The sequence below is a fragment of the Ruegeria sp. CRTD044 genome, from assembly GCF_059613485.1.
This window is the reverse complement of record NZ_JBXWSP010000019.1, coordinates 280,075-296,641: the sequence shown is the minus strand read 5'-3', so window position 1 is coordinate 296,641 and position 16,567 is coordinate 280,075. Positions and strand designations below refer to the sequence as shown.

At 62.1% G+C, this 16,567-nt stretch carries 21 protein-coding genes; 12 read left to right on the top strand and 9 right to left on the bottom strand.

Annotated elements, in window-relative coordinates; translation table 11 throughout:
• Positions 1-8: 8 nt before the first annotated feature.
• Positions 9-506, bottom strand: a complete 498-nt coding sequence (locus AC2FNL_RS17750) for a flagellar basal body-associated FliL family protein (RefSeq protein ID WP_170588388.1) — start codon at positions 504-506, stop codon at positions 9-11.
• A 119-nt stretch (positions 507-625) separates the two neighbouring features.
• Between AC2FNL_RS17750 and fliF the strand changes: the two genes are divergently transcribed.
• Genes fliF through fliP form a run of 4 tightly spaced genes read left to right on the top strand, consistent with a single transcriptional unit; the run spans position 626 to position 3,825 of the window.
• A complete protein-coding gene (gene fliF, locus AC2FNL_RS17745; RefSeq protein ID WP_496834537.1) occupies positions 626-2,221 on the top strand; it encodes a flagellar basal-body MS-ring/collar protein FliF in 1,596 nt (531 codons plus the stop codon).
• Positions 2,221-2,817 (top strand): FliH/SctL family protein, encoded by a 597-nt coding sequence (locus tag AC2FNL_RS17740; protein WP_496834536.1) that lies wholly within the window; start codon positions 2,221-2,223, stop codon positions 2,815-2,817. The genes fliF and AC2FNL_RS17740 overlap by 1 nt, the downstream gene beginning before the upstream one ends.
• Positions 2,810-3,097, top strand: coding sequence for a FliM/FliN family flagellar motor switch protein (locus tag AC2FNL_RS17735; RefSeq protein ID WP_093964097.1), 288 nt, complete (start codon positions 2,810-2,812; stop codon positions 3,095-3,097). Before AC2FNL_RS17740 ends, AC2FNL_RS17735 begins: the two co-directional genes overlap by 8 nt.
• The gene (gene fliP, locus AC2FNL_RS17730) at positions 3,097-3,825 is read left to right on the top strand and encodes a flagellar type III secretion system pore protein FliP (RefSeq protein ID WP_093964098.1); all 729 of its coding nucleotides are present in this window, start codon (positions 3,097-3,099) and stop codon (positions 3,823-3,825) included. The genes AC2FNL_RS17735 and fliP overlap by 1 nt, the downstream gene beginning before the upstream one ends.
• Positions 3,826-3,842: 17 nt before the next feature.
• Here the strand turns inward: fliP and AC2FNL_RS17725 are convergent, their stop codons facing one another.
• Both AC2FNL_RS17725 and AC2FNL_RS17720 read right to left on the bottom strand, forming a co-directional pair.
• Positions 3,843-5,282, bottom strand: a complete 1,440-nt coding sequence (locus tag AC2FNL_RS17725; RefSeq protein WP_496834535.1) for a sensor histidine kinase — start codon at positions 5,280-5,282, stop codon at positions 3,843-3,845.
• Positions 5,279-6,016: a response regulator transcription factor gene (locus AC2FNL_RS17720; RefSeq protein WP_496834534.1), complete on the bottom strand. Its 738-nt coding sequence runs from the start codon at positions 6,014-6,016 to the stop codon at positions 5,279-5,281. The genes AC2FNL_RS17725 and AC2FNL_RS17720 overlap by 4 nt, the downstream gene beginning before the upstream one ends.
• Before the next feature lie 217 nt (positions 6,017-6,233).
• Here AC2FNL_RS17720 and AC2FNL_RS17715 point away from each other — a divergent pair, with 217 nt between their 5' ends.
• Genes AC2FNL_RS17715 through AC2FNL_RS17700 form a run of 4 tightly spaced genes read left to right on the top strand, consistent with a single transcriptional unit; the run spans position 6,234 to position 10,401 of the window.
• Entirely contained in the window at positions 6,234-7,478 is a 1,245-nt protein-coding gene (locus AC2FNL_RS17715) for an ABC transporter substrate-binding protein (protein ID WP_496834533.1), read from the top strand.
• A gap of 57 nt (positions 7,479-7,535) precedes the next feature.
• Positions 7,536-8,408, top strand: a complete 873-nt coding sequence (locus AC2FNL_RS17710) for a carbohydrate ABC transporter permease (RefSeq protein WP_093964102.1) — start codon at positions 7,536-7,538, stop codon at positions 8,406-8,408.
• Positions 8,401-9,300: a carbohydrate ABC transporter permease gene (locus AC2FNL_RS17705; protein WP_093964103.1), complete on the top strand. Its 900-nt coding sequence runs from the start codon at positions 8,401-8,403 to the stop codon at positions 9,298-9,300. The genes AC2FNL_RS17710 and AC2FNL_RS17705 overlap by 8 nt, the downstream gene beginning before the upstream one ends.
• Positions 9,301-9,303: 3 nt before the next feature.
• Positions 9,304-10,401 carry an ABC transporter ATP-binding protein gene (locus tag AC2FNL_RS17700; protein ID WP_496834532.1) on the top strand — a complete coding sequence of 366 codons (1,098 nt, stop codon included), beginning with the start codon at positions 9,304-9,306 and terminating at the stop codon, positions 10,399-10,401.
• Positions 10,402-10,461: 60 nt separating this feature from the next.
• On the opposite strand, the gene AC2FNL_RS17695 is transcribed toward AC2FNL_RS17700, so the two are convergent.
• Entirely contained in the window at positions 10,462-11,070 is a 609-nt protein-coding gene (locus tag AC2FNL_RS17695) for an MlaC/ttg2D family ABC transporter substrate-binding protein (protein ID WP_093964105.1), read from the bottom strand.
• Positions 11,060-11,887, bottom strand: coding sequence for an MlaA family lipoprotein (locus tag AC2FNL_RS17690; protein WP_170341043.1), 828 nt, complete (start codon positions 11,885-11,887; stop codon positions 11,060-11,062). The genes AC2FNL_RS17695 and AC2FNL_RS17690 overlap by 11 nt, the downstream gene beginning before the upstream one ends.
• 296 nt (positions 11,888-12,183) lie before the next feature.
• On the opposite strand from AC2FNL_RS17690, the gene AC2FNL_RS17685 reads away from it, so the two are divergent.
• From AC2FNL_RS17685 to AC2FNL_RS17670, 4 genes are read left to right on the top strand one after another with little or no spacing between them, the layout of a single operon-like run.
• Positions 12,184-12,639: a RidA family protein gene (locus AC2FNL_RS17685; RefSeq protein ID WP_005980179.1), complete on the top strand. Its 456-nt coding sequence runs from the start codon at positions 12,184-12,186 to the stop codon at positions 12,637-12,639.
• Complete coding sequence (locus AC2FNL_RS17680; RefSeq protein WP_496834531.1) at positions 12,636-13,403, top strand: glycerophosphodiester phosphodiesterase family protein; 768 nt, start codon at positions 12,636-12,638, stop codon at positions 13,401-13,403. Before AC2FNL_RS17685 ends, AC2FNL_RS17680 begins: the two co-directional genes overlap by 4 nt.
• 47 nt (positions 13,404-13,450) lie before the next feature.
• Positions 13,451-14,638: a GNAT family N-acetyltransferase gene (locus AC2FNL_RS17675; RefSeq protein ID WP_496834530.1), complete on the top strand. Its 1,188-nt coding sequence runs from the start codon at positions 13,451-13,453 to the stop codon at positions 14,636-14,638.
• Positions 14,635-14,928, top strand: a complete 294-nt coding sequence (locus AC2FNL_RS17670; protein ID WP_093964109.1) for a 4a-hydroxytetrahydrobiopterin dehydratase — start codon at positions 14,635-14,637, stop codon at positions 14,926-14,928. The genes AC2FNL_RS17675 and AC2FNL_RS17670 overlap by 4 nt, the downstream gene beginning before the upstream one ends.
• Here AC2FNL_RS17670 and AC2FNL_RS17665 read toward each other — a convergent pair.
• The 4 genes from AC2FNL_RS17665 to AC2FNL_RS17650 form a co-directional block, all read right to left on the bottom strand.
• Positions 14,925-15,236: a hypothetical protein gene (locus AC2FNL_RS17665; RefSeq protein WP_093964392.1), complete on the bottom strand. Its 312-nt coding sequence runs from the start codon at positions 15,234-15,236 to the stop codon at positions 14,925-14,927. The two genes, AC2FNL_RS17670 and AC2FNL_RS17665, sit on opposite strands and share 4 nt — an antisense overlap.
• Before the next feature lie 49 nt (positions 15,237-15,285).
• Positions 15,286-15,633: an EF-hand domain-containing protein gene (locus AC2FNL_RS17660; RefSeq protein WP_496834529.1), complete on the bottom strand. Its 348-nt coding sequence runs from the start codon at positions 15,631-15,633 to the stop codon at positions 15,286-15,288.
• A gap of 11 nt (positions 15,634-15,644) precedes the next feature.
• Positions 15,645-15,890 (bottom strand): glycine zipper 2TM domain-containing protein, encoded by a 246-nt coding sequence (locus tag AC2FNL_RS17655; RefSeq protein ID WP_093964393.1) that lies wholly within the window; start codon positions 15,888-15,890, stop codon positions 15,645-15,647.
• 120 nt (positions 15,891-16,010) lie between these two features.
• A complete protein-coding gene (locus AC2FNL_RS17650) occupies positions 16,011-16,496 on the bottom strand; it encodes a peroxiredoxin (RefSeq protein ID WP_093964394.1) in 486 nt (161 codons plus the stop codon).
• Positions 16,497-16,567: the final 71 nt, after the last annotated feature.

The window sequence follows — 16,567 nt, the reverse complement described above, 5'->3', positions numbered from 1 at the left end:
TTCGCCTCCTAGTTCAATACGAATTCCGTGACCAGAACGTCACGTACCCGACCTTCGCCAACGACGATGCCGATGCGCCGCAGCAGGTGCCCGCGGATGCGAACCAGGGCCAGCGAGTCTTCGAGGTCGGACAGGTTGATGGCCCGGAGATAGCCGTTCATCACGTCCATGATGCGGGGAATCATCTTTTCCACCTCGGCCTCGTGACCGGCGGCCACCTCAAGTTGAGCGTGGAATTTCAGATGCCGCGAATCGCCGGAATTCACGGACACGATCACGGGCGGCAGGTCGACGAACCCGACGTCCGGCAACGCATCGATCGCATCTCCGGCGTCCGCATTTTCCGCTGTTTTTCCTTCGGCTTCGGGTGCTTTGCCCAAAAGCCCGGACGAGGTCACATAGTACCCGCCCGCGGCACCCAGCAGCGCCAGAACCGCGCCAATCATCAGTCCCTTTTTGCCCGACTTCTTCGGGCCTTCTGCCTCATCCACGGTCGCGTCTGTCATGGCGTCCTCATTCTTGCGTTCGGCACCCGTCATAACCCCGCAGGGACTAACCGATTGTTAAGGGCAATCGGTCAAACAGGGCACGAGCCGCACAGAATGTCGGCGAGTCGGAGGTGAGCGTGCAGCAGATCGGAACTGTCTGGGCAAGTTTGGGCAGGCGCAAACAAATCATCGTGGCGGGGGCGGCTGTCGTCGTGTTCCTGAGTGTCTTGGCGATGTCGCGGTTGGTGACATCTCCGTCCATGACACTTCTCTATGCGGGGCTTGAAAGCGGGGCAGCGGGGGATATCGTCCGGGCCCTGGATCAACGCGGTGTCACCTACGAGATTCGTGGCGGCTCAATCTATGTTCCGGGCTCGCAACGCGACGAGTTGCGCATGACCCTGGCAAGCGAGGGTCTGCCTGCAAATGGCAACCGGGGTTATGAGCTGCTGGACACGCTGAGTGGGTTCGGTACGACCTCGCAGATGTTCGACGCTGCCTATTGGCGCGCCAAGGAGGGTGAACTGGCGCGAACCATCGTCAGCAGTCCTCATGTGGGGCAGGCGCGGGTTCACATTGCCAGCGGGTCCACAAGCCCGTTCCAGCCCAGCGTTCCGCCAACTGCTTCAGTCTATCTGGTGCCATCCGGGGCCAAGATCACGGTCGAACAGGCCAAGGCGATCCGTTTTCTGGTGGCCTCCGCCGTGACCGGCCTCGCGCCCGAGGATGTTGCGGTGATCGACTCCAACGGTGCGGTGATCGGCCCCCAAGAGACGGCGGTCGCCGCCGACACTGCCGATGACAAGGCCAAGGTCCTGCGCGACCGCGTCCTGCGGCTGGTCGAGGCGCGCGTCGGACCCGGCAATGCGGTGGTCGAAGTCAGCGTCGACACGGTCACCGAGACAGAATCCATAAGAGAGCGGCGGTTCGACCCCAAGGGCCGTGTCGCAATCAGCACCGATGTCGAGGAACGGTCGGATACCTCCCGCAATCAGTCGTCTGATGTGACGGTCGCGTCCAACCTGCCGGACGGGGACGGCAATGGCAGCGATGAATCGAATTCTTCAGCCACGCAAACCCGCGAGCGGATCAACTATGAGGTTTCAGAGACCGAGCTTGAAGTTCTGCGGGTGCCCGGGGCCATCAAACGTCTGACGGTTGCCGTTCTCGTCAACGGTACCCGCACAACGGACGCCACCGGAGCCGAGGTTTTTGTACCGATGGCACAGCCGGAACTGGACGCTCTGGAAGAGCTTGTCGCCTCGGCCGTGGGCTTCAACGCGGATCGCGGGGATGTCATCACGCTGAAATCCCTGGAACTGCCCAATGTCGAACCGCAGGGAACATTGGCGACCGCTTCGGTCTGGCAAAGCATCCATCTGGATACAATGTCGCTGATACAGATGGCAGTGTTGGCCATGGTCTCGCTGATCATGGGGCTGTTCGTGATCCGGCCGATCCTGACCGGTTCGGCCGCAGTGCCAGCCTTGCCGCCTGCCGCGGCCCCTGCCGAGGGCGGCGCGCCATATCTTGTCGGTGAAATCTCGGATGCGGATGGACAGGAATTCAGCGCTCTCACAGGCCAGGGTGAAAACGGAGGCTCTGTGCCTGCGATTGGCTCGTCGGCAAGCGAAGATGCGGTCGGCCGTCTGCGCGCCATGATCGGGGACAAACAGGAAGAGACGGTCGAAATTCTGCGGAGCTGGCTGGAAGAAAACAAGGAGAAGGTGTGATGTCGATCGCCCACCTGCTCGAGGATTTCACGGCTCAGGCCGACGGCGCGAATCTGCGGTTGCTGGACGAAGAGGCATTGGAGGAAGAGCGGCTCGCCGCTTTCGAACGCGGATATGGTGCGGGGTGGGAGGATGCGTTGCAGGCCCAAGCCCAAGGTCGTGCTGCAATGACCGAGGATATGCGGGCGGCTTTCTCCGACATGTCCTTCACCTACCAGGAAGCTCTGACCCGGATGACCTTGTCGCTTGAACCGATGTTCAGTGCTCTGGTTCAGACCGTCCTTCCCCAGGCGTTGGATCGGGGGCTTGCCACCCGCGTGATCGAGCAGTTGAACGAAATGGCCAAGGCGCAGGTTGCACAACCGATCCTTCTGTTGGTTCCACCCGGTGTTGAAGGGGATGTCGATGCAATGTTGCCCGCCGACATAACGCCTCTCCCCAAGGTCGTCGCGGACCCCGAGTTGCTGCCGGGTCAGGCGCGGTTGCAGGTCGGCACCGCCCGGTCCGAGGTTGATTGCACCGCGCTGCTGGACGCGATCGCCGCCGCTTTCGACGCATATGTTTTTGAGGCAAAAGAGGCTTTGTCAAATGAGTGACGCACCTGCATCCAAACCTGAAAGACCCAATCCGTTCGAAGCCGTTCCCATCGAGGTGACGGTTTCCGTCGGTCGGGCGCGCCCCCTGATACGCGACCTGTTGAGCATGGGTGAGAACGCCGTTCTGACCTTGGACAAACGGGTCGAAGATCCGGTGGATCTATATGTCGGCGACCAATTGGTCGCCCGTGGTTTGCTCGAGGAAATGGAGGGGGACAATGCCGGCCAATTGGCGGTGCGTCTGACCGAGATTTCGGATTTCCAGAACGGACTTGGATGATGTGTCGGGCGGCCTGGTGTGCATTGGCGATCCTTGTGCTGACACCAGCAGTGGGATCGGCTCAGGAGCTGTCGCTGTCGTTGGGCGACGGCGGATCCATATCGGCGCGAACCATTCAGTTGATCCTGCTGATCACGGTGCTCAGCCTGGCACCCGGCCTTGCGATCATGGTGACCTGTTTCCCCTTTTTGGTCACGGTACTGGCCATTCTGCGGCAGGGGATCGGATTGCAACAGTCCCCGCCCAACATGCTGATCGTCAGCCTGGCGCTGTTTCTGACCTACTTCATCATGGAGCCGGTCTTTGCCCAGGCTTGGGACACCGGAATCCGCCCGATGGTCGAAGAAACGCTTGCGGTAGAGCCTGCATTGGAACGTGCGATGGTGCCGTTCCGCGAGTTCATGGCGGCGCGGCTGGACGGTGAGACGTTTCGGGCCATGGCGGCCTTGCGCCCCGACACCGCGTCGATGGAGCTGTCGCCGGAGGCGCCTCTGTCGGTTCTCATGCCGTCGTTCATGCTGTCCGAGGTTGCCCGCGCGTTCCAGATCGGATTCCTGATATTTCTACCGTTTCTGATCATCGATCTTGTAGTGGCCGCGGTACTCATGTCGATGGGGATGATGATGGTGCCGCCCGCCACGGTTTCGCTGCCGTTCAAACTGGCGTTTTTCGTGATTGCGGATGGGTGGTCCCTGATCGCCAGCGCCTTGGTGCGAAGCTATTCCTAGCCTGCGTGTGGACGGTCTCAGCGCCGGATCTGCAGCCGTGCCCGCAGACCCTGATCACCCGCTTCAAAGCGCAGCGAGCCGCCATGCTGCTCTGCCACGGTTGCAACGATTGTCAGGCCCAGCCCGAACCCGTCGGACGACCCGATGTTCGAACCGCGCCGGAACGGGGCCATCAGCGCCTCGATATCCGAGACGGACAAGTTGGTTCCCTTGTCTTCGACGACAATCGTGGCGGTTTCCGCGTCGGTTGCCAGTTCAACCGTCGCGTGGCGCCCGTATTTCAGCGCGTTGTCGATCAGGTTCGTCAACGCCCGTTTCAATGAGATCGGCCTGGCCATGACAAGGATGCGGCGGGTCTCTGGAAGCGAGCCATGCCCGCGCCGCGACATGAAGAGCGACGCCGCGCCCTCCACCTCGACCGGGGCGACCTGTTTCAGGGTCACAGGCAGATCCATGTCCTGATAGTCGGCAACCAGCGACTCGACCAGTGAGGTGAGTGAGATCTGGCGCGGGTCCTCGATGCTCAGTTCCGAGCGGGTGTAGGTCAACACGCTTTCGATCATGCCTGTCATCTGGTCGACATCGGACTCCAGCTTCTCTCGCAACTCGGCGTCCGGGATCAGCGCCGCGCGCAGACGCACGCGGGCTGCTGGCGTCCCAAGGTCGTGGCTGACGCCGGACAGGACCGTGGCACGCTTCTCCAGCTGTGCGCGTTCGTCCTCAAGATGCGTATTGACCGCCGATACGATGTCGCGCAGTTCGGCCGGCCCGGACATATCGTAGCTGTCCGGACCCCCGCTGCGCCGGCGGTCACGCAGCGACTGCGAGAACCGCGAAAAGCTGTCTGTCACATTGCCGACTGATGTCAGAATGATCGCAAGTGCCACGACGGCCAGAAAGATCGCAGGCAGGCGCAGGTCGGCCGGGGCCGCATCGCACCCCCAGACCTGCGTACCGTCGATCTTCTGCCACGCGCCCTGTCCGAACCGGGCCACCAGAATGGGTTCGCTGCAATAGGTGGCCAGCAGGCGTGTCAGGTTGCCCATCTTCTGCGGTCCGGTCTGATCGCTGCCCGACACGATGTCGGATACCGGATAGACCAGCCGGTCGGACAAGGCCGCAAGCGTCAGGTTCCGCCCGCTGAGCGGCGCGGAACTGTCGGTCAGAATGGACAGGTTGGTCAGAAACCGGCGTCCTGCAAGGTCGGGCAACTGCTCGAATTCACCCGCATCGGCAAGACTTGCGGCCTCGGGCGGCAGTGGCGTGATCAACACGTCGGGATGCGAGGCGCGACCTGTGCGCAGATCTTCGTAGACCGAGAACCCGGCAACATAGGCCCGGGTCAGATAGGAGTCCCAGTTGCGAACGGATGAAAACCACAGTCCTGCCGCCAGCAACCCGGCAGCAAACGCACCCAGGCTCCAGGCCCAGCCCAGATCCCGCAAGCGCAGGGTCATGCCTCCTGTTCCACGGTGACCTCGCAGGCGAAGACATAGCCGACACCGCGGGCCGTGCGCAGCATCTGCGGATCTTTGGGGTTGGTCTCGATCTTGGACCGCAGCCGCCCCACCAGGACGTCGATGGCCCGACCCTGCGCTTCGGGCTTGTCACCGGTACCGGTCACGTCCAGCGCGGCGGCGATCTCGTCGCGGGTCAGCGGAATGTGCGGGTTGGCCAGCAGCACCTTGAGCAACGCGGTTTCGCGCTGCGACAGCGACACCTGGTACCCGTCCGGGGCATGCACCTCGTCGCGTTTGCCGTCATAGACCCATCCGCCAAAGCGGAACGTGCGGATCCGCCGGCGATAGGCCAGCGATGGCGTGCGCCGCGCGCGCTGCATCACCGCGCGCACGCGCGCCAGCAGCAGTTGCGGGTTGAACGGCTTGGCGATGTAGTCATCGGCGCCCACCTCGTACCCGGCCATACGCTGATGATCGGCAGACAGGGCCGACACGAAGATGATCGGCACGTCCTGTTCGCGGCGCAGCCGGGCGCAGATATCAACACCGTTTTCATCACCCAGCATCACATCCAGCAGGATCAGGTCGATGCGGCCTGATTTCAGGTGCGCCAGCACCTCGCGCTCGGTTGCTGCTGGCAGGGCAATGAACCCGTTCTGGTGAAAGAACTGGGTCAACATCGACCGGATTTCCGGATCGTCATCCACAACCAGCAGACGTGGAATGCTCACGCTGTTCCTCCCCGATTTCCCCCTCGACGCTGCCCTCAATTGTAACGGACTGCAACAGATTCAAGGTCAACGTAACACGCTGTAACAAAAGGCGGGAAAATTTGCAGCCCGCGCCGGATACATGGGAATTTGCCATTGCCAGACGGCAAGCGGCTGCCGGTAATGTCCCGCATCGCTGCCCCGCGGCAGCAAACAAGGATCTGGGAGGATACCAAACATGAAACGTTTCGCACTCGCCACGGCGTCATCGCTGGCCGTTCTGGCTGGCACGTCGGTAATGGCCGAACCGCAGGCCGAAGTTCTGCACTGGTGGACGTCGGGCGGCGAGGCCAAGTCGGTCGCCGTTCTGCAGGAAGAATTCGCGGCCAATGGCGGCACCTGGACGGATATGCCCGTTGCGGGCGGCGGCGGAGACGCGGCGATGACCGCGCTGCGCGCCCGCGTTCTGGCCGGCAACGCGCCGACCGCCGTTCAGCTGAAAGGCCCGGCGATCCAGGAATGGTACGAAGAGGGTGTTCTGGCGGACATCTCGAACGTTGCCGAGGCCGAGGGCTGGGCCGAAGTCCTGCCCGCCTCGATCGCGGCGCATATGCAGTGCGAAGGCGCCTGGTGCGCCGCACCGGTCAACGTGCACCGTATCGACTGGATCTGGGCAAATGCCGACATCCTGGCCGCCAATGACATCGAGATGCCGACCACCTGGGAAGAGTTCAACGCCGCTGCCGAGAAGCTGCAGGCCGCAGGTATCATCCCGCTGGCCCACGGTGGTCAGGCCTGGCAAGACGCAACCGTTTTCGAAGCAGTTGCGCTGGGCATCGGTGGACCCGAGTTCTTCAAGAAGGCCTTTGTCGATCTGGACCCCGAGACTCTGACCTCGGACACGATGGTTCAGATTTTTGACCAGATGCGCACCCTGCGCGGGTTCGTTGATGAGAACTTCTCGGGCCGCGACTGGAACCTGGCCACCGCGATGGTCATGAACGGCGAGGCCGCCTTCCAGATCATGGGTGACTGGGCCAAGGGTGAATTCCTGGCCGCGGGCAAAGTCCCGGGCGAAGACTTCCTGTGTGGCTCGACCCCCGGTGACGGATACCTGTACAACGTCGACAGCTTTGCCATGTTCGACGTGGACGGCGACGACAAGCGCGCCGGTCAGGAACTGCTGGCCAAGCTGATCGTTGCCCCCAAGTTCCAGGAAGTGTTCAACCTGAACAAGGGTTCGATCCCGGCGCGGACCGATGTGGCGCTGGACAAGTTCGACATTTGCGCCAAGATCTCGGCCGAAGACATGGGCGCTTCGTCCGCCAATGGCTCGCTGCTGCCGTCCTACGCGCATGGTATGGCGCTGCGCGGTGCGCAGGCCGGTGCGATCACCGACGTCGTGACCGCGCATTTCAACTCGGATATGTCCTCGGCTGACGCGGTTCAGCAACTGGCGGACGCGGTGGCAAACAGCTACTGATCCAACACGCTCTGCCCCCTATACTGCGGGGCAGAGCATCTTTCCCCGGAGGAAAAAATGTCTGAATGGCTGGAAAACCACCTTCCAAAGGTGGTGCTGGCACCGTCGTTCATCGCCGTATTGATTTTTGTCTACGGATTTATCGGATGGACCGCCTGGGTGTCGCTGACCCGATCGAAACTTCTGCCGAAATACGAGATCAAGGGCTTCATCCAATATGAACGCCTGTTTGACTCGCCCCGCTGGGACACGGCGATCAACAACCTTTACGTCTTTGGCGCGCTGTTCATCGTGATCGCGATGGTTCTGGGCCTGCTGCTGGCGATCCTGCTGGATCAGAAGATCCGCGTCGAAGGCGCGATCCGTACGATCTACCTGTACCCGATGGCGCTGTCGATGATCGTGACCGGCACCGCGTGGAAGTGGATCCTGAACCCGGGTCTGGGTATCGAGGCCATGGTCCAAGGCTGGGGCTTTCCGAATTTCAAGTTCGACTGGCTGGTGAACCCGGACTACGCGATCTACACGATCGTCATCGCCGCGATCTGGCAGAGTTCGGGTTTTGTCATGGCTCTGTTCCTGGCCGGACTGCGGTCGGTGGATGGTGAGATCATCAAGGCCGCACAGGTCGATGGCATCCCCACCTGGCGGATCTATACGGCAATCATCATTCCGTCGATGGCTCCGATCTTTCTGTCGGCCTTCATCGTGTTGGCCCACCTCGCGATCAAGAGCTTTGACCTTGTCATCGCCCTGACAGGCGGCGGTCCGGGTTATGCGACCGATCTGCCCGCAACATACATGTATGCCATGGCGTTTTCGCGCGGCGATATCGGCCAGGCGGCGGCGTCCGCAATGATCATGATGCTGGTCGTCTTTGCCATCGTGGTTCCTTACCTCTACTCAGAACTGAGGGCGAAAAATGACTGATCTGTCGATGCCCCAAACCCGAACCCGCAGCCAGAGTGCCACGGGCAAGATTGCCCTGCGTTGGTTGCTGTATGTCCTGCTTGGTCTTTTTGCGCTCTACTACCTGATGCCGCTTTTCGTGATGCTGACCACATCGCTCAAAAGCCTCGAGGAAATTCGTACGGGATCGCTGATCTCGCTGCCGCGCGAGGTCAGTCTGGATGCCTGGAAAACCGCGTGGTCAGGCGCCTGCACCGGTATCCAGTGCGAAGGCCTGCGGCCCTATTTCTGGAACTCGGTCCTGATTGCGGTCCCTGCCGTGGCAATCTCGACCCTTCTGGGGGCGTTGAACGGATTTGTCGTCGCGCAGTGGCGTTTCAAAGGGGCCAACATCATCTTTTCTCTGATGCTGTTCGGTTGCTTCATCCCATTCCAGGTGGTCCTGCTGCCGATGGCGCGTCTGCTGGGCCTGATGGGGATTGCCGGAACCATTCCGGGCCTGATCTTCGTCCACGTGATCTATGGGCTTGGCTTCACCACGCTATTCTTCCGCAACTACTACGTCACCATCCCGGCCGAGCTGACAAAGGCGGCGCGGGTGGATGGTGCCGGGTTCTTTCGGATCTTCTGGTCGATCTTCCTGCCGCTGTCGCTGCCCATCATCGTGGTGACCGTGATCTGGCAGTTCACCCAGATCTGGAATGACTTTCTGTTCGGCGTCTCGTTCAGCCAGGCGGGCACGCAGCCCGTGACCGTGGCGCTCAACAACATCGTCAACTCAACCACCGGCGTCAAAGAGTACAACGTCGACATGGCCGCCGCGATCATCGCGGGGCTGCCGACGCTGCTCGTTTATGTCGTTGCCGGTAAGTATTTCATCCGCGGCTTGACCGCCGGTTCCGTGAAGGGATAACCCATGGCTCCCATCCTCGATATCCAAAACCTATACAAGAATTACGGCGCAACCGAGATTCTGAAGGACATCAACATCTCGATCGAACCGGGAGATTTCCTGGTTCTGGTCGGCCCTTCGGGCTGTGGCAAGTCGACCCTGCTGAACTGCATCGCCGGGCTCGAGCCGATCTCAGGCGGGACGCTGTCGATCGGCGGCAAGGACATGACCCATGTCAGCCCCAAGGACCGCGACATCGCGATGGTGTTCCAGTCCTACGCCCTGTACCCGACCATGTCGGTGGCCAAGAACATCACCTTTGGCATGAAAGTGCGCGGCGTCGATCAGGCCACACAGGACGCCAAGCTGAAAGAGGTCGCCTCGCTGCTACAGATCGAGCCGCTGCTGAACCGCCGCCCCAGCCAACTGTCGGGTGGCCAGCGTCAGCGCGTGGCGATGGGCCGGGCTCTGGTGCGCGACCCCAAGCTGTTCCTGTTCGACGAACCGCTGTCAAACCTAGACGCCAAGCTGCGGGTCGAGATGCGGACCGAAATCAAGAAGCTGCATCAGACGCTGGATGCCTCGATCGTCTATGTGACCCATGATCAGATCGAAGCGATGACCCTGGCCACCAAGATCGTGGTGCTGAAGGGCGGCGTGGTGCAGCAGATCGGCACCCCGGCCGAGATCTACAATCGCCCCGCCAACCTGTTCGTGGCCGATTTCATGGGCTCGCCGGCGATGAACTTGATCCCGGCGCGGGTCCAGCGCAACGGGACCGGCACGCAGGTCGCCATTGCGCGGGATGGGGCTGACCCGATCGTGCTGACGGATACGCGCGATCTGGACCTGCCCGAAGAGGTGATCCTGGGCCTGCGCCCCGAGGACATCGCCGAGGCCGGGTTCCGCGCTGGTGCCGGTGTGCAAGAGGCCGCCTGCCTGGTCGACATGGTCGAGCCGGCGGGCGCGGACACCTATGTCGTGTCGGAACTCGGCGGCAAACAGGTCACCGCGCGCCTGCATGCCGAAACCAGTGCCAAGGCCGGTCAGATGCTGAACCTGGCCTTTGACATGAGCAAAGTATCCTATTTTGCGAAAGCGACAGGCGAACGCCTGAACTGAGCCACAAAAAACGCCGCGCAGGGATCCTGCGCGGCGTCATCACTACTCTGAACGGTTGGTTCAGCCGGTCTTTTTCAGGTCATTGATCAGCTGATCCAGGTTCCCCTTGCGCGCATCCAGCATGGCGCCGATCTCGGTCCGCTCTGTCAGCAGCAGGTTCACGCCTTCGATGAACATGTTGTAGAACTTGTCGCGACCCGACTTGTCCGACACCAGGAAGGTCACCTCGAACGGCGCTTCGCCGCGCAGCTTGACGCTGCTGCGAACCTCGTAGCCGGCCTTTATCTTGCGGGCATTCTTCACGGTGACCTCACCCCCGATAAACTCGCGGAAGCGTCGACCGTATTTGCGCGAGATATACCCTTGGAAAGCCTTGGTGAATTCGCGCATCTGCGCCTTGCTGGCGCTGCGCGCGTCGGCGCCCAGCGCATAGCGCGCCATGATCGGAACGTCGGCATACTGCACGAAGATCTTTTCGAAATCGCGCAACATGGCGCTTTCGGATTTGCCCGAGTCGATCACGCGCGTGATTTCGGCAACGACGTTGTTGACCAGTTGCGTGGCGCTGGCCTCGGTCAACGCCAGGGTCTGCTGCGGAAGGCCAGCCACGGCCAGCCCGGCCAGGGCGGTGGCGGCAAAGGTACGGCGGTTCATGGCGTTATTCAGCATAGGGGTCCTCATATGGGTCCTCGTAAGGGTCAAGGTATGGGTCCCTGACCGGGTCGGTGCCGGTATCGGCGTAGGGATCGGAATACAGACCCAGATAGGCATCCTCATCGTCCCTTGCCAGTTCGAACCGGCGGTTTTGCAAATAGATCAGGCGGGCCTGAGCGTAACTGTCTGCGCTTTCATAGAGAATCGAGTCGACCGTGTCCGAGAATCTGCCCCGATCGCCCATCCGCCGCACCACCTCGGCATAGACGCCCAGGTTGTCGGCCGGTCGCGTCGGCGAGAAGTTGATCGGGTTCGAGAACAGGTTGACCACAACGCCGACCGCATCCCGGGTCGTCGAGGGGCCGTAGAACGGCAGTTCGACATAAGCCCCTTCGCCGAAGCCCCAGACATGAAGCGTTTCGCCGAAATCGGTATCAACCGGCGGTAGGTTCAACTCATCCGCCGGTTTGGACAGACCGAACCCGCCCACTGTCGAGTTGATCACGAACCGCAGCAGGGCGTTGCCCGATTGTTTCAGATTGCCCTGCAACAGATAGTCGACGGCCTGTCCGGGCAACGAGATGTTTTCAGCGAAGTTATTGAAGCTGGTGACCATCGGGTCGGGTACGATTTTCACATAGCCCTTCGAGGCCGGGCGGAACAGGAACCGGTCGACGCCCAGGTTGAACTTGTGAATGCCGCGATTTGCGTTTTCGTAGGGGTCGAAGACCTCGCCGCGGGCGGCTGCGTCCTGAGGTTGCGACGCGCAGGCCGACAGAACCGCGAACAGCGACACTGCGACGATGTGCTTGAAACGGATCCGGTTGGACACGGTCTTGGTTACTCCCGATCGTCCGGATGAAATCCAGCCGGACACTCAATCAATACGTTTTCTCGTTGGCACAACGGACCAATTCAACGGCACATAGTCGTTTCGCACCCGAAAGGAAACTCCTAGCGTTTAACCCGCGCGCCGGACCCGGGTAAAGTGGCCTGCATTCAACACATCCGCATGAGTGGAGACCTGCCCAAATCGCGGGCAAATGCGAAACTGCCGGTTTCCGGCTTTCCGTGGGCGGTGTTCCCGGTTAGCGTCCGCCCGAGTCACATGAAATTGAGGACAATCACATGAGCATCGCAGCCAAACTGGAATCCCTGGGCGTGACCTTGCCGGACGCCCCCGCACCGGCAGCCAACTACGTCCCGTTCGTGCGGGTGGGCAACATCGTCTATGTGTCGGGTCAGATCTCGAAGGACGATGCGTTGATCACCGGCAAGCTGGGCGCCGATATGGATGTCGCTGCCGGTGCGGCGGCGGCGCGGGTCTGTGCCATCAACCTGCTGGCCCAGGTCAAGGCGGCCTGTGGTGGTGACATCGACAAGCTGGTGCGGGTGATCAAGCTGACCGGATTCGTGAACTCGACCGCCGATTTCACCGACCAGCCGCAGGTGATCAACGGCGCATCGGACTTCCTGGTCGAGGCGCTGGGCGATGCGGGCCGCCATTCGCGCTCGGCCGTCAGCGCCGCGTCGCTGCCGTTGGGCGTGGCCGTCGAGATCGAAGGGATTTTCGAGATCCAATGACACCGTCTCTGCCTCGTGTGTTCATGGGCGCGCCGATCGCGCATCGGGCGCTGCATGACATTCGCCAGAACCGCCCGGAAAACAGCCGGGCTGCCATCCGGGCCGCCATTGCTGCGGGCTACGGGATCGAGATTGACCTGCAGCTGACGTCGGACGGCCATGCCGTGGTGTTCCACGACTATGACCTGACGCGCCTGACCGGGCGGCCGGGCGCCATTCAGCAGATCACCCGGGCCGAGGCCGCGGACCTTTCGCTGCTGCACGGGGACGAGGGGATCCCCTCGCTTGAGGAAGTTCTGCAACTGGTGGCGGGCCGCGTGCCGTTGCTGATCGAGTTCAAGGATCAGCACGGTGCGATGGGGCCTGTGGACGGGCGGCTGGAACAGGACGCGGTCGCGCTGCTGAAGTCCTATGACGGTCCGGTCGCGCTGATGTCATTCAACCCCAACTCGGTGGCCGAGCTGGCCCGGCTGGCGCCGGAGATTCCGCGTGGGGTGACGACCTGTTCCTACAAGCCCGAAGTCGAGCATCTGCCGGCCGCGGTCTGCGACCACCTGCGCGACATCCCCGATTTCGACCGGGTTGGCGCCGGCTTCATCAGCCACGAGGTGCAGGATCTGTCCCGTCCCCGCGTGGCCGAGCTGAAGGCGCAAGGCGTACCGATCCTGTGCTGGACGGTGCGCTCGGCCGAACAAGAGGCCGAGGCGCGGAAGGTGGCCGACAACGTGACCTTCGAGAACTATCTGGCCGCCATTCCGGGTTGAACCCGGCTGCCGGCGTCACAGATAGTTCAGGGGACGCAGGAGGGCACATGGACCAGTCACAGATCGAAATACGGGTTCTGTCGACGCTGGATCAGATCCCGGCGGCCGAATGGGACAGTTGCGCCTGCCCCGAGGCCGCCGACGGCACCCGCCCGCTGGACCCGTTCACCACGCACCGGTTCCTGCGCGCGCTGGAAGACAGCGGCTCGGTTGGACGGGGCACCGGCTGGCAGCCGCAATACCTGACCGCCTATCTGGACGGCCTGTTGATCGGGGCCGCGCCGATGTATGCCAAGTCGCACAGCCAGGGCGAATACATCTTCGATCACAGCTGGGCCCATGCCTATGAAAACGCGGGCGGGCGGTATTACCCCAAACTGCAGATCGCGGTGCCCTTCACCCCGGCCACCGGGCGGCGGTTCCTGACACGGCCCAGCTATGACGGGATCGCCATGTCGGCGCTGGTGCAGGGGGCGGTGCAACTGGCCGCCGACAATCGCCTGTCGTCGCTGCACGTTACCTTCTGCACCCAGGACGAGGCGCTGGCCGGGCAGCAGATGGGCCTTCTGGCGCGCGACTCGCAGCAGTTTCACTGGCTGAACGACGGCTATGCCGATTTCGATGCCTTTCTGGGCGCCCTGTCCTCGCGCAAGCGCAAGAACATCCGCAAGGAACGGGCACAGGCCAATGCCTTTGGCGGCGAAATCCGCACACTGACCGGTGCCGATCTGCGCCCCGAACACTGGGACGCGTTCTGGGAATTCTATCAGGACACCGGCGCGCGCAAGTGGGGCTCACCCTATCTGACGCGGCAATTCTTTGACATCGTTCACGAAACCATGGCCGATGACGTGGCGCTGGTGCTGGCCGAGCGGGGCGGATACCCGGTGGCCGGCGCGCTGAACTTCATCGGGCGCGAGACCTTGTTCGGGCGCTATTGGGGCTGCAACGAACATCACCCCTGCCTGCATTTCGAACTGTGCTACTATAGGGCGATCGACTTTGCCATCGCGCATGGTCTGGACCGGGTCGAAGCCGGCGCGCAGGGAGAACACAAGCTGGCGCGGGGTTATCTGCCCACGCGCACGCACAGCCTGCACTGGATCGCCGATCCAGGCTTTGCGGACGCCGTCGCGCGGTATCTCGAGGCCGAGTCCCGCGCGGTGGGGGAAGAGATCGAGATTCTGACGGACTATGGCCCGTTCAGAAAAGCCAACCCGGAGGAACAGCAATGAGCGAACTTCTGTCGACCGAGACCCGTGGCCCGCTGCTGGATCCGCTGTTCAAGAACGGCTGGACCATGGTCAAGGATCGTGACGCGATCACCAAGACCTTCATCTTCGACGATTTCGTCGATGCCTTCGGCTGGATGACCAAGGTGGCGATCTTTGCGGAAAAGTGGAACCACCACCCCGAATGGTCCAACGTCTACCGCACGGTCGAGGTGGTGCTGACCACCCATGACGTAGGCGGCCTGTCGTCTCAGGACGCCAAGCTTGCCCGCAAGATGGACAGCCTGCTTTAGCCGCGGTCGCCCCGCGACCCCATGCCCCCAGCCAGCATCGCTACCTCGCCCAGACGGCGGAACTCGGCCGGGGTCACGGTGCCGTCGCTCACGTCGATGTCGCGCGGGATCCCGGCGGTGCGGTTGCCCATCATCCGTACGCTGCGCGCCGCCGGATTGATGTCGAGACAGCGCGTCTGATAGCAGGTCAGACCAGCCGTATTGATCTGAATGCGCGCTTGCCCGTCCGGCCCGGTCACGACCGGCGCCTGCGGGACGTCGCACGCTGCCAGCAAAACGACCGCACCAAGCCAATAAAATACTCTCATGCCTGCGCTCCTGTTGGTCACAGGGTCAGCCGTTCCGGGGCGCCGGGCCTCAATCCAACTGACCGTTCCGGTCTTTGTCCGCAGACAGGAAATCGTCATTCATCTGCGAGTCATACTCTGACCGAGAGATAGAGTTGTCGCGATTGCGGTCAATCTTCTGGAACATCTTGAGATCCATGAACGGCTTAGCCTCGTCCAGACCGAGCGTGCCGTTCTTGTCATCGTCCATTTCCTGATAGGCGTAATCCGAAAAGGTATCGAATTCGTCGCGCGACAGGAAACCGTCGTTGTTGGCGTCGATCGCGTTCAATTCGCGCTCATTCAGTTCGGCCACGCTGTCTGCTGCGGCATGTGCTGCCATCATCAGGGCCGACATCAATAGAACCGAGTGTTTCATCCTGGCGCTCCTCAGCATGCGAATCTCTGGCCTTCGACCCCGCCGGCCACGGCGCCGGCTGCGGTCAGAATATCCTTGCCCGACCCACCTCCGAACTGGTTGCCGATGGCGCCGCCGATCAACGCTCCGCCCAGAGTGCCGCCAAGACAGGCGATCTCGTGCTGGCGCGCAGCCTGTTGCTGCGGTGTTGGCGCAGGCCCGCACGCGGTCAACAGCCCCGCGCCGCCCAAAGTAATGACTGCTAAAAATCTTTTCATGAATGAGCTCCCGGTTCCCATGCAGGAACACTGACACATTCCGACGGTGCGGGCCAAGTTAATTGGCCTTCATCCAACGTGACCTGTGGCATGGCCCCGGTGCGCACCGGGGCCGTCCTGTCAGATGACTTCGAGCAAGCCTTCGCCGGCCGAAATCTCGCAGGCGCCGGGGCTTTCCTCGAGGTTCAGCGCCACGACCTTGCCGTCTTCGACCAGCATCGCGTAGCGCTTGGAGCGCGCGATCAGGCCGGCGGGCGGGGCGTCGAAATCCATGCCGATCGCCTTGGTGAATTCCGAGGCCGGATCGGCCAGCATGGTCAGCCCGGCCCCGGTCGCTCCCGTGGCCTCGCCCCAGGCCTTCATCACGAAGGGGTCGTTGACCGACACGCAGATGATCTCGTCCACGCCCTTGGCCGCGAACTGGTTCTTGGTGCGCATGAAGCTGGGCACATGGGCCGAGTGGCAGGTAGGGGTGAACGCGCCGGGCACGGCAAAGATTACCACTTTGCGGCCCTTGACCTTGCTGGAGACCCGCACCTCTTCCGGTCCGTTTTCGCCCATCTGGATCAGGGTTGCTTCGGGCAGGGTGTCGCCGGTTGAAATCATCTTCATGCTCCTGTCGATTGAAATTGCAAACTCGCTCCTTGCCGCAATATAGGTGGGCGGGTGGCACAAGC